9 protein-coding genes are annotated in these 13,247 nt (G+C 47.2%); 4 read left to right on the top strand and 5 right to left on the bottom strand.

Going from position 1 to position 13,247, the window contains the following annotated elements:
• Window positions 1-123: 123 nt before the first annotated feature.
• Together SHD_RS03520 and SHD_RS03515 are read right to left on the bottom strand one after the other, a co-directional pair.
• Window positions 124-1,446 carry a dicarboxylate/amino acid:cation symporter gene (locus SHD_RS03520; RefSeq protein WP_039977399.1) on the bottom strand — a complete coding sequence of 441 codons (1,323 nt, stop codon included), beginning with the start codon at window positions 1,444-1,446 and terminating at the stop codon, window positions 124-126.
• A gap of 162 nt (window positions 1,447-1,608) precedes the next feature.
• Window positions 1,609-1,905 carry a DUF4234 domain-containing protein gene (locus SHD_RS03515; RefSeq protein WP_023265872.1) on the bottom strand — a complete coding sequence of 99 codons (297 nt, stop codon included), beginning with the start codon at window positions 1,903-1,905 and terminating at the stop codon, window positions 1,609-1,611.
• Window positions 1,906-2,115: 210 nt separating this feature from the next.
• On the opposite strand from SHD_RS03515, the gene SHD_RS03510 reads away from it, so the two are divergent.
• Window positions 2,116-2,559, top strand: a complete 444-nt coding sequence (locus SHD_RS03510; RefSeq protein WP_011627125.1) for a GNAT family N-acetyltransferase — start codon at window positions 2,116-2,118, stop codon at window positions 2,557-2,559.
• A gap of 58 nt (window positions 2,560-2,617) precedes the next feature.
• On the opposite strand, the gene SHD_RS03505 is transcribed toward SHD_RS03510, so the two are convergent.
• Window positions 2,618-3,910, bottom strand: coding sequence for a serine/threonine transporter (locus tag SHD_RS03505; RefSeq protein ID WP_023265871.1), 1,293 nt, complete (start codon window positions 3,908-3,910; stop codon window positions 2,618-2,620).
• 432 nt (window positions 3,911-4,342) lie between these two features.
• On the bottom strand, window positions 4,343-6,910 hold the full coding sequence (locus SHD_RS03500) for an acylase (RefSeq protein WP_023265870.1): 2,568 nt from the start codon (window positions 6,908-6,910) through the stop codon (window positions 4,343-4,345).
• A 256-nt stretch (window positions 6,911-7,166) separates the two neighbouring features.
• Here SHD_RS03500 and yjjX point away from each other — a divergent pair, with 256 nt between their 5' ends.
• The 3 genes from yjjX to SHD_RS03485 all read left to right on the top strand — a co-directional run bounded on the left by yjjX (window position 7,167) and on the right by SHD_RS03485 (window position 11,478).
• Window positions 7,167-7,706 carry an inosine/xanthosine triphosphatase gene (yjjX, locus tag SHD_RS03495; RefSeq protein ID WP_023265869.1) on the top strand — a complete coding sequence of 180 codons (540 nt, stop codon included), beginning with the start codon at window positions 7,167-7,169 and terminating at the stop codon, window positions 7,704-7,706.
• A gap of 146 nt (window positions 7,707-7,852) precedes the next feature.
• Entirely contained in the window at window positions 7,853-8,791 is a 939-nt protein-coding gene (locus SHD_RS21525; protein ID WP_039977402.1) for a bifunctional helix-turn-helix transcriptional regulator/GNAT family N-acetyltransferase, read from the top strand.
• Window positions 8,792-9,027: 236 nt separating this feature from the next.
• Window positions 9,028-11,478: an ankyrin repeat domain-containing protein gene (locus SHD_RS03485; protein ID WP_023265867.1), complete on the top strand. Its 2,451-nt coding sequence runs from the start codon at window positions 9,028-9,030 to the stop codon at window positions 11,476-11,478.
• A 150-nt stretch (window positions 11,479-11,628) separates the two neighbouring features.
• Here SHD_RS03485 and SHD_RS03480 read toward each other — a convergent pair whose 3' ends face one another.
• A complete protein-coding gene (locus SHD_RS03480; RefSeq protein ID WP_023265866.1) occupies window positions 11,629-12,822 on the bottom strand; it encodes a serine hydrolase domain-containing protein in 1,194 nt (397 codons plus the stop codon).
• Between the last annotated feature and the right edge of the window lie 425 nt (window positions 12,823-13,247).

The raw sequence follows: 13,247 nt of genomic DNA, 5'->3' as shown, positions 1-13,247 counted from the left end.
CATTTAACATGGGTAGGTATACAGGCAAAGCCTCAAATGATGATAACCACCTACTGAAGTAGGTGGTTTTGGGCTAAAAATAAAAAACCGCCTAGTTGGCGGTTTTTTTTATTATTCGATGAATTAACTTTTCGTCGCGGCGTTTTCACTCGCGGCATTTTGCTCGGCAATCATAGCGCTCTGCACCATGTCGGCATTGTAATGTTCAACATCGAGCTCATCTTCTGACTTAGCAATCACAGTCGTCGCCACTAAATCGCCAGATACGTTTACCACAGTGCGCGCCATATCGAGAATACGGTCAATCCCCGCAATCAAGGCCACGCCTTCTAAGGGCAAACCCACAGTCGAGAGCACTAAGGTCAACATCACTAAACCTGCGCCCGGTACACCCGCAGTACCGATTGAGGCTAAGGTCGCGGTTAAAATAATTGTTAGATAGTCGACCCAAGTTAAATCGATACCAAAGGCCTGCGCCACAAACAGCGCGGTCACGCCTTGGTATAAAGCCGTACCATCCATATTGATGGTGGTGCCTAAGGGCAGCACAAAGCTAGAGATCTTCTTATTTACCCCGAGATATTCGCTCGCACATTTCATGCTTGCAGGTAAAGTACCCGCCGAACTTGAGGTGGTAAATGCCACCGCCATCGCATTGCTGATCCCCTTGAAAAAATGCAGTGGATTAAGCTTTGCAAATAGGCGCAGCACTATGCTGTAGAAGCCTAACACGTGGATAATACAGCCAATATAAACGGCAATAATCACTTTAATCAGCGGCCACAGCATGTCGATGCCATACTCGCCCGCAACCCATGCCATCAAGCCAAACACACCATAGGGCGCAAGCTTCATCACCATGTCAGTGAGTTTGTACATGGCCTCTGCAAGGCTTTCAAACACCTTAATCGCAGGCTTACCATGGTCGCCAATCAAGACCAAGGCAATCCCAAGCGCCACGGCAAACACAATCACTTGCAAAATTTGGCCACTCGCCAAGGCGGCGACGGGGTTGGTAGGCACTATGTCAATCAGGGTTTGCATCACAGAAGGAACTTCCTTCGCTGTTTGCACCGTTTCATGATGGAGTAAAGGCACACCGGCACCTGGCTGAATCACATAGCCCACGGCCAAACCTAAGCTAATGGCTATCGCGGTCGTACATAGGTAAAACGCAAAAGACTTAAACCCAATTCGGCCCATTTTGGCGGTGTCTTCCATCGAGGTGACACCGACAATTAAAGAACAAAATACTAAAGGCACAATCAGCATCTTGATGGTATTCACAAACAGGGTGCCGATAGGTTTTAGGTAGGAAGCCTGCTCGCCTAAAGTGACCCCCACCAGAATCCCGAGCACCATACCGACGAAAATTTGCAGCCACAGGGGCACTGACATCCAAGAAGACCAGATCCGGCCTAAGGCTGATGACCTTTGTTTTGACATGTTTATAACCTTGAGTTTGAAATGATGATAGGGCGAAGCCTTATCCTTGGCGGGACTAACCTTAAATTAGCCAGCCGCCGAGTCTAGCATAAGGGATAAAATTCTAAGGATGATCTATATCACGTTGATGTCAACCGCTGCAAAATCCACCTAATAGTTAACTTATGCCTCAAATTGCACCGATCTGACTGAGGCGGCAAAACGTTGGCGATAAAGGGATGCGGGCGGCTGCTCACACTCGATAAGGTAACTCCAATAGTCATCATCGAAACCGCTAAAGAGTGACTGATTATCCCCCTGCGATTTGAGGATTAAATACCACCAAACCAGCCCCCATAAACCAAAAGTGATTAAGGTAAGTACAAAGTGCATCCCATGATTAATCTTAAGATCTTTTTGTACTTCATAGGCTTGTAAAAATTTGGGCTTAAAGCGACGAGTTGATTTTACGAATGCCATAATCGCGCCACTCCCTTAAGGTGAAAACCTTATTCAAGCCTAGCAGATTAGACTTTAGTCGTACAAAAATTAGCCGTGATTAAAGCAGGATTTGAAACGCTGTTCACTCGTTCTTCTAAACGGTTCCGTGCTAAAGTGTGCCGCCGAATGATAAGCGTCATCCCCATACACAAGAGCGGTAAATCCCATTAACCGCCGAGGAGTTGTTATATGTTGATCCGTAAAGCTAAAGTGCAAGATCTCACCGCCCTAGTTCAATTTAATCAGGCAATGGCACAGGAAACCGAAGGCCTCGCCCTAGACGAAACGACCCTGATTAAAGGCGTCAATACCCTATTGAATCACCCTGAGAAAGGCTTTTATCTGGTGGCCGAAATCGATGGCGACATTGTCGGTTCGCTGATGGTTACCTTCGAGTGGAGCGACTGGCGCGCCAAAGATTATTACTGGATCCAAAGCGTTTATATTCGTCCGCAAAATCGCCGTCAGGGGATTTATGGCAAGCTCTATGCTGAGGTGAAACAGTTGGCTGAGGCCAATGGTGGCGCCGCGAGTTTCCGTCTCTATGTGGAGCAGGAAAATACCGCCGCTCAGCAAACCTACCAAGCACTAGGGATGAAGCAGAGTTACTATCTGATGTACGAAGAAAAGTAATAAAAAAGGATCGGGCATAACCCGATCCTTTCGTTTCAAACCGCTTTTAATTCCAAGCTTAGCTTAACAAGCCAAACAGAATAGCCGTCATCGCCAGTAGGCCCGCAATAATCACAAACACGTTGCTGATACGGTTACGGTAAGCCTTCAGAGCCGGCACTTTGTACACGGCATACATTGGCATTAAGTACAAAATCGCCGCAATAATCGGCCCGCCCAGCGCCTCAATCATCCCCAAAATACTTGGATTTTTAATCGCAACGGCCCAAATCGTGGCAAACATAAACACTAAGATAAACTTGTTCAGCTTGTTCTCACTGATTTGTTTGTTACTTGAGCGCAACTGCTTAACGATAATGCCCTTCATGCCCTCAGTCGCGCCCATGTAGTGGCCAAAGAAAGAAGACACAATCGCCACAAACGCAATGAAAGGCCCGAAGTAGCTGACAAAACCACTGTCATGCACGTTCGCAAGGTAAGATAAAATCGGCAGGTTCTTCGCCTTCGCTTCAGCCAACTGTTCTGGCGACAGCGACAAGACGCAGGAGAACACAAATAGCATCACAAAGCCGACTAACATCATCGAGGTATTACGCAGGATCACATCGGCCTTACGTGCCGCGTTGGCACCATGGTCACGTTTTAAAGAAACCGAAAATTGTGAAATCGCTGGAGAATGGTTAAAGGCAAACACCAATACCGGAATGGTTAACCATACAGTGCCTAAAAAGGCGCCGGTTTCTGGCACGACTTGCAGCGCATCCATTTTCCACTCAGGGATCAAATAGATGGACATAAAGGCCAAAATCCCTACCAGCGGATAGACCAGCAGTTGAGTCACCTTCAGCATAAATTGCTCACCGGCAACCATCACGGCCATCATGCCGAAAATCAACACACCTGACAGCAGGAAACGTGGTGGTGAGGCCATGCCCAACTGGTTGACTATAAAGCTGTCGACGGTATTAGTGATCCCCACACCGTAGATCAACACAATAGGATAAATCGCTAAGAAATACAGCAGCGTAATCGCCTTGCCCGCGCCAATTCCAAAGTGTTCTTCAACTACTTGGGTAATGTCACTACCGGGAATGCTCGATGAACATACGAAGCGTGACAGGCCACGGTGGGCGAGATAGGTCATAGGGCCGATGATAATGGCCATCAATACTAAGGGCCAAAAACCGCCCATGCCCGCATTGATAGGAAGAAATAGAATGCCCGCCCCCACAGCGGTGCCGAATAAACTTAGCATCCAAGTGGTGTCTTGGCGCGTCCATGGTAAGTGTCTTGTTGTGCTTTCTTGCGTGCTTTGAGGTGTTTCGAGAACACTGATCGCATCTTTTTGCATTTTAAAATTACCTTACGGTGATACCGCATAAAAAATTCGGCGTAAGGATAGCGAAAAAGCTTTAGCAAAAGTTGATCTAGCACCATTTTAAGTAATGAAATTTCAAATAAAGCTGATATTGCGATCTAGATCCATGAATCCATGTAATAAACTTCCAATAACGCATCAAAAAGATCACACAAAATCACCAATAGCGTACAGTTGATTCACGCTAACACCTAAGCGTTGACATTGCCCGCTTGTCGATAAAAAGCGCAAACCTGCATTGAGTCGCAAAAAGATGCTAAATGGGATCGACTTCAATTAGCCACCATAAAATCTTGAACAAGATCACAGTGAAAATTGTTAAATTTTCACATTTTGAAACAGCAAGCTCAGCACCATAAAAAAGGCCCACCTGAGTGGGCCCATCTATTCACTACAACTCAGCCATTACTGGGCTTTTTGCAGCGTCAGTTCTGTGGTCGAAATTACCGCTGGGGCGATATCAGCTTCCTTAAACAGTAATGGACGGAAAGCCTTACTACTGGAATACAGCTTGCTTTGGTCGGCAAAGGAAGGTGACAGTATATTGCTCGACTCCGAATAGGTAAGTATGCCGCGCGCGACAGGGCCCTCATCGGTAAAGCTGACCGCCATCATCCAACTTGAACCGTAACGCACTTGGTAACCCTTAGCCGTCATGCCTGAGGCCATAGCCTTACCCGTAACAACATCCATTAGCGGCGCGTACTTATGCTGCGGGATCAGAGTGTCATCTCCCGACAAGCTGGTCGAGAATACGTTGAATCCACCTTCTGCGTTATGGCTGCCCGGCCAAGGTAAACGCGCGCCGCTGGCAGTGCCATCGGGGAGTGACTTCTCGACAAACTGCACATCACCTAACGGTGCATCTAAGGCAAAACCTGCGGCTTCAAGATTCAAGGCCGCATGGGCAAGCGCCACTAATGCGCTACCGTCCGTGGTAAGCGTATTAGGCGTGGTCGCCGCATTCGCGGGGTCAAATCCCTTGGTCAACATGGTTTTTTGGCTGAACTGATGGGCAAACTCACGCAGCAAAGCGCCACCTTTACTGTCGTTATCTTGCTTACCGTTCCAGGCTTTGAGCGCTGCACAGGCTGAGGTGAGATCCTTCGATAAACTCGCTGATACCATCACAGGCGTACTGCCCTGCGCCTCACATTGGGCAATCAAATCCGGCAATACCAACTCAGCTAAATAACTGCGATTCGACAATACCGCGGCTTCGAGCTCTTCCAGATTAAACTTGCCATCGCTGCCCGCCGCATCCTGCATTAAGGTTAAGCCCATACGAGTACGCAGCGATAATTGCCCGGCTTCTGGACCATACATAGGCGAGAAGTACGTCAGAGGCTCATTTAAGTTGGTTGACCAGAAGGAGTCATTTGAGTTTTGCACAAAGTCACTACGCTCAAGCTTAGGCGCACGCTCATAGGGCGTGGGGCCACTAAAGCTAAATAACGAAGTATTCCCCGGCAGAATGGTAAAGCCGGCTTGCTCTTTTGCCGCTTTAATATCGGGCGAAGTTTTTAACACCACCACGGCCGCCTCGGACAAACCGGGCACGGTCGAGTCGTCGATATAGAAGGCATTGCCCTCTTTATCGGCATACATAGTGTTATTGAAAATCACCCCGTCGTAGTCTTTAAAGGCTTGTTGGAATTCATCTTTATTGGTCGCTAAGTTCATGGCGAGCCAATGATCGACGGGATCCATATTCCCCATATTGGCATCTTGGATCATAAAAGCACTGCCATCATCCCACCCAAAAGGCGCAAGCGTAGGCGGTGCCTCGACCATAGGGCCTTTCGCCGTGGTGTAAATATCCTTTTCAGCCACTAACATGCCAGCGGGGCCAGCGTTCACTAGGATAGACACAGTCTCTTTATTGATCGGCATCGGCTGCCCATCGAACAGATATTGCAATCTGTCGCCCGAAACCAGCTCAAGGTTATACATCACAAAGTGTTCAGCGGTAGAGAAGGTATGAGTCCAAGCTAAGTCTTTGTTAAACCCGATGTTGATAGGGCCTGGCATGCCCACCAGCGAGCCGCCCATCATATCCAATTGGCCTGGGATGGTAATGTGCGATTGCCAGAAGCGCAGGTTGCCCGTGTGTGGGAAATGCGGATTGCCGAGCACCATGCCGCGACCATTTTCAGTCTTGTCTTTACCCAGTCCCCAACCGTTAGAACCTAAATCCCGTGGATTGGTCTCGGGGGTAGTAATGCGCGCCGCACGGGCAAGCAATTTAGACTGCATATCGCTGACAAACGCGGTTTGCTCTTGGCTTGGTGCTGGCCCGACGATACGCGGCATATACTCCTGCCCATCCCCGGGGTTAGCGTAGAAAATCAAATCGAGGAAGTTGGCTGCACCGGGTAGCAGGGCGATAGAAAACAGGTAAGTCACCACATCCTCTGGCACAATGGGCTTCACCCAAGGTTGGCCGCCACAGAAAGGCTCGACGGTTTGTTTACCCGCCTCCACATCGGCAAGGTATTGGTTATAACCTGCGGTAAAACCTTGGATTAATGCACGAGAACGCTCGCTAAACTGCGGCCATTTGGCCTCGGCTTGCTCACGAATTTTTAAGGCTTTATAGGCAAAGTCGGAGATTAAGTTGCCATTGTCTTCAGCGGTAGGCAGCCCTGTGGTGAAATCAATCGACGCATGGGGACCAAAGTACATAGAGCGTTGGGAGTTGGCCTTAATAAAACCATCGGCAAGCACACAGAGGTTGTCCTGCGCCTGCGCGTAACCGCTACCAAAACCTAAGCTTTCTAGGTTATCGGCTTGGATATGAGGCACACCGTAGGTGGTTCGTCGAATATTGGCTTTGAGTAAACCGTTGGGGGCAAATGTTTGCAGCTGGGTTTCAGGTTCGGTAGGTGGAGTGCTATCTTCGCTGTCGTTACAGCCTGTGAGCATAACGCCGCAGGCCATCCCCATCGCGATCATGAGTTTGTTGAATTTCATTATTATTATCTCTTAATTTTAGTTCCTTCAATGACATCGCTTTACTGCTTAAATCAGCTAATTGACTGAAGGAGCAATAGTCGTATGTCGCTTCCTGATGCAAGACTCTGGCTATTTGATCCCCATGCATTCGCTTTTTTACTGAGCCAAGGCGATGAATATGGCAAAATAGAAAACCCAGAGGCGAGACACCTCCGACCATTTAAGCAATGATTCAAACGAGCGTCCACATTAAAAACCAAAATAAATAACTTATATGCAACAAAACATTATCAAAGTGATCGTCGGTTCGAAAAACCCCGTCAAAATTAACGCAGCTGCTAATGCCATGGCGCTGCTCTTCCCTGAATATGAGATCCAAACTCAAGGCATGGATGCGCCCTCGGGCGTGCCCGCACAACCTATGACAGATAGCGACACCCGCCAAGGTGCAGTCAATCGCGTTAACTACTGCCAACAACATGCTGAAGCAGATTATTACTTTGCGATGGAAGGCGGCGTCGATTGTTTCGAGTTCGGTCCTGCGACCTTCGCCTATATTGCGATTGCTCACCAAGCTCGTTTAAGCATTGGCCGAGGCGCCCTGTTGCCGCTGCCGATGCAGGTTTATCAGGCACTCGAAGCGGGTGAAGAGTTGGGTCATGTGATGGATAAACTATTCAATACTGTCAACATCAAACAAAAAGGCGGTGCAATCGGCCTGCTCACCCACGGCCATGCCACCCGTGAGAGCAATTATACCCAAGCGATCATCCTCGCCATGGCGCCGTTTTTGAATCCTGAGATGTACCCTTAAATTTTGTTAATGAGATATTGCAAAGCCGAGCAAAGCCCGCTAATTTGGTTGTGACTTGCAACTAAATGATTTTATGAGCGACGGCAGCCCGCACTGGTACTTGCATGGCTCAACATTGGTTAATTCTTATGGTACTCAATTCGACTATGGCAAATGATCTAGACTCCTCGAGCCAACTGAGACAACTTTCCCGCTATATGGTCAGACACTTAGGCATGCTCAATGCAGCTGTGGGTGATTTACCTCTGTCCCCAGTACAGGCCCACGCCTTACTTGAGCTAGGTAAACAACCGCAAACCATTAAGGAACTCGCCTGTAAGCTGAGCATAGATAAATCCAATGCCAGCCGAGCAATCAAACACTTAGTCGATAAAAACCTCGCCCAGAGTCAAATGCATCCACGGGATAATCGTTGCCTTGTCGTGCAACTCACGACTGCGGGTAAAAAGCTGCTCGCGAAGTTAGATATCCAACAGAATCAACTCTTTCAAGAAATTTTAGCGCAGCTTACCCCTGATCAAATCCAACAAATCGAGCAAGCCCTAATGCAATACAACCAAGCCATACACAAAGCCAAACAACAATCGGGTTGCCTTATCCGTGAAGCGACCGCCACCGATGATGCCGCCATTGCCCAAGTGATCCGCGCGGTTTCCGCCGAATATGGTTTAACTGCAGATAAAGGCTATAGCGTGGCTGACCCAACCTTAGATTGTTTAAGCCAAATCTATTCGCAGCCGGGCGCCAAATACTGGGTGATAGAACATGAAGGCCAAGTCGTTGGCGGCGCCGGAATAGCGCCACTGGCTAATAATGCAGGCATTTGTGAGCTGCAAAAAATGTACTTTATGCCCGAGATCCGCGGTAAAGGCTTAGCCAAGCGCTTAGCGCTGCAGGCCCTCGAGTTCGCCCGTGAAGCGGGTTATCAGAGCTGCTATCTCGAAACCACCGCATTACTCAAAGAAGCCCTAAAGCTTTATGAACACTTAGGGTTTAACTACTTAAGCGCCCCCCTTGGCAATACTGGCCACGACGCCTGTGAAATCCCAATGCTATTGCCACTGCACACTGAGCTAATCGCATAACCACTCGCCAATATTAGCAGGCCATAGGCCTGTTGATCCTGTGAATTGAGAAATGACTCATTGAATAATGTGTTGTGAGTCATGCCAAAATTCGAACAAGTCTGTTTTTATCCTTCCTAATCCACATAGTTTTTTATTCAGCACCTGTATTAAACTAGGCCTCTTTTTCATCCGGTAAAATGATATTTATCTAGATGATAATTTGCTGCATTATTGTTAAATAATTAGGGAAGCCCATGCTAAATTGGATTTTTGGTGATAATAACCTCACTCTGCGGGAAATATGTGTCGATAACGAGCTGTCTACAGCCAAGAAATTACAAAAAATTAATAAGTACCTCGCCAATGGCGGTGATATTAATTTTATTGATCCCGATATTTCCCCCTGTAATGTTTTAGTTCCGCTTTCTCGTAGCCCTGAATCCGACCTCGAATTAATACAATATCTGCTGGATAATGGCGCTCAAATTGAATGCAATGGTTTTAGCGCCTTACACTCAGCGCTTGAATTTAATAATCCTGAGTTGGTAAAGCTCTACATCAAGGCTGGCGCGAATCTTTACTACCAAAATCAATTTAATAACTGCTGGTTAAACTACTTATTTCACCCTAACCCTCAGTATATTTATCAAGATAATCAGCGCATCGCTATGCTAGATCTGCTGCTTGAACAGGGGCTGGATATCAATCATTCGGTGAGTTTCTGGACCAATGGCGAGTTAAATCATCCCTTAGAAATCCTTTATGCAGAGCGCAGTAAAGAGCTATTCCTACATATTATTAACAAAGACCTTTATTTAGATATTGGTCAATTAAGTCTGATTGAAGAGATTATTTTATCTAGCGACTTTTGGGGGATTGAAGCCTTCGCGCCATTAGTGAAACGCTATCCTGAGTTTAAAAAGCCTCGTTATATTATGGCCAACGATAGCAGCTTTTGGGATGACGCCAATTTACTCGAACTCTGTGTCTACGCAAAAGCGCAGCAATACACTGAATATCTGCTTGATCATTATCCGCAGCTCAAAGCCGACTCCCACGCGAAAAGTTTACTCTACGCGGCATTGACCTCAGAATTTGACCTCAGAATTATCGAAAAATTAATTAAGGCAACCGTCGATATCAATCGCATCTATAGGATGACACCGCCTGGCGCCGACCATTCACCCGTGCTCAACCAATTTATTGATAACGCCCAATTTACCGATGTGAATAAACGGGAGTATATCTATCAAGCACTAGAGCTGTTGCTCAAATATGGCGCGGATCCAAATTCAGTGTTTATGAATGCGGGTAAACCCTATGAAATGTTAGCCTGGTCTAACTTGCGACTATTGGTTTATCCGATGGTCGAGAAGAAAACCTTTCTGCCGGAGTTTCTCGACCTCTTCATAAAATATGGCATGGATATCAATAAAAAGTTTGGTGCGGTGGATGAACCAAGCTTGCTGACTATCTGCCAACGTGGTTCGGGTAAGGAAGATCAAGCCACACTTATCCAAGTGATGGAATATCTGCTCACCAAGGGACTCGATTTAAGCCTTACCAATATTTACAACACTAACTACGTGTCCGCTGCGGCCATCGCCTGTCGAACCCAAGTTCTCGAATGGCTGATTAACCAAGGCGGAGATATTTTCACCCATTGCGGCCATGATAATTCGCCCATATTGCACAAGGCAATTTCAACCTACTGGTGGGATCAAATCACAGGCCCGATGCGACGTAATACTGTGGAACTATTACTACGCCACGGAGCCAAAATTGAAGAATTCTCAGTAGATGAACAATTTACGCCTCTGATGTGCGCCTGCTATTACGGCGCGCAGTCCTGCGTTGAAGTGTTACTTGAGCATGGTGCTAACCCCAATGCCATCAATGCCGAAGACACCACCCCAGCCCTTTGCGCCGTGATGGGCGGCAGCTCGAATGAGTTTCCACGCTTTGAATCAACAGCGGTGCGGATCTTAAGACTGTTGCAGCAACATGGCGGCGACTTAACCGTAAGTAACAGCTTAGGTTATAGCCCGCTGAGTGTGACTATGGAGCAGGAATATAAAGAGATTTTCGAAGTACTACTGCAAATCGTCCCCTACAGTGAGTCACAACTTGAGCAAGCCCTGAGCAAAGCCCAGCCACAAAGTTATTTCCAACGTCGGCTATTACAAAAGCTAGGGCGTGAAATACCAGCAGCCCCCACAATTATCGAACAAAAGGTAGCGAAGCCAGAAGTCGCATCGCTTACTCTTGAATGTGGCACAACCCATGTGGAGGCGCCAAAACCCGCTCAACCCCAAAAAACTAGACTAGAGGTCAGTGATGCGGCAGTGGATAGAAGCCAAATCCCGACGCTGTTTGATCTCAAAAACAGAGTGCAGCTTTTCTTTAAGCCGATAGCCAGCGATCCAAGCATCACAGCTCAACAGTTAAACTCGGTTAAAGAGCTGGTGGAACTATTGATTGAAAAGCTCGACCACTTTAGCTTTTTCCGCAATCAAGCGACAAAGGCCGAATTTGAGGAAGGGATTCAGGAATATATCGATGAAACCGTCGAAGAAATTAACGGGATTATCGAGGATGATTACCCCGCACTTACCGAAGCCTTAGTCGATTCCGTTTGGACGATTTTGCAATACTTTAGGGTTGAGATTGATATCGAGACCGCACTTAGAAAGCGCTTTTGGTAGCAGTTAGCACCTTGGCAACCAAAAAGACCAAGCATAAAGCCCCAACTCTGGGGCTTTATGCTTTCAAGACTAAGCCTCACCTCAAACCAGCAGAATTGGCCGCCTATTCGCCAACATAATGGCGAAAGCTAAAGTTTAAACATCAGAGGCTTAAACATTAGAAGCTTTAGCAAGCAGCAACTGGCTACGGATTATTTGGCGGATCTGATTATGCAGTTCGAATACTCGAGCGCGATCATTAAGATTTAGCGATAGATTTTCCAGCATCACCAAATCCAAATTAAATTCGGGATAATGCAGTGTCATCGACATATAGCCGGTTAAATAGCCCGTATGACTGTATTCGACGAGGTCATCGTCCTTATTGATCCTCACCCCATAACCGTAGTGCATATTCGGCCATAAAAATTGGATCTCGGTATGCGCCGTAGTCATCCGTTGATAACTCTCTGCGCTCATCAACTTGCCAGCATGTAATAAATCCTGAAAGGCGGCATAAGTTGGCGCGGAGGCAATAAGTCCGCCTGCGGGCAACAAAGCTTCATCAAGCACTAAATCAGAGGGGGCAATTACCTCGCTTTCCTGTAAACCAACGGCGAGTGAAGGTACTTTGGCGTGAATAGCCGCAATACTGCCAAGCTCAGCACTTAGGCCATTAAGCTGGTATCGCGTTGCAAACTGCGCCACTTGCTCGGCAAAGGATTGGTGATTGACCTTCTCAAGCACTTGCCCAAGCAGGGAATAACCAAAGTTGGAGTATTCAAACTGACTACCAGGCTCAAATCGATTCGCCTTACCCAGTTTATCGACACCCGATGTATGCGTCAGTAGTTGATGCAGCGTAATCCGCTCATCATATCGACTGGGATTTAAAGCGTTTGCACTTGACTTTGTACCCGCCACAGCGCCTTGGAGTGCCTTGTTATCTCCCTTCGCATCACCAAAAAGGTAATGATTAAGCGTTTGAGTTAAATCGAGTTTCCCCGCATCGACCGCCTGTAATATCAAGGTTGCAGTAATTTGTTTAGAAAGCGATGCTATTACAAAGCGCGAATCTTGATTGATACCCTCACCCTTTTGCAATTCAAGCAGCGGTTTGCCACGCTCAAGCAAGATAACACAGCCACTAAATGGCTGCGGCGAATCCATTATCGCCGCTTGGATTAAGCTCTTAATCTCCCCAAGCTTAGATTCCGAGGATGGCAATGGACTTTCAAGCTTAACTGACTGACCGCCTTGCGCGCTTTCCGACACAATCTCAGTTTCAAACGACTCACCAACACTATTGGCACTTGGGAGTAATAACAACCCCGATAGCAGGGAGCCGATAACACTCAAACGCATGGGTTATCCTTAACTTAATTAGCAAATACTGTCTGATTAGAAAGCGGCCAGCTTATCACAAGTTTTTTTAGTAGTGCTGTGTTTGGAATTAGCAATGACATCCTAGACTGAGTTTTTAAAAGCAAAGTCAAAGTCGTGGGGCTTCCCCCCCCCCCCGACTAAGGAGGACTGCTCGTCCTATCCTCCTTGGATGCTCCAAGACGCCCCTAGCGAAGTTACATGCATTGATTACTAGCCTTGGTCTTATGGATAAATTGCTATCGCTTCCGATGGTACATCCTGTACCCCGAAAGCTAGCTGGTCATCCATAACCGGACTCACGCAATTTATTCCAACACCCCGCGGCGACTTCGCAGGGGAGGTGAACTCCAGTAGCAACAGTACAAACGATTAATCCCCCAAAAATCCATGCTTGTCCTGTCTTT

It is taken from the genome of Shewanella decolorationis S12 (genome assembly GCF_000485795.1).
Classification (GTDB): domain Bacteria; phylum Pseudomonadota; class Gammaproteobacteria; order Enterobacterales; family Shewanellaceae; genus Shewanella; species Shewanella decolorationis.
This window is presented reverse-complemented; position numbering and strand designations above follow the sequence as displayed.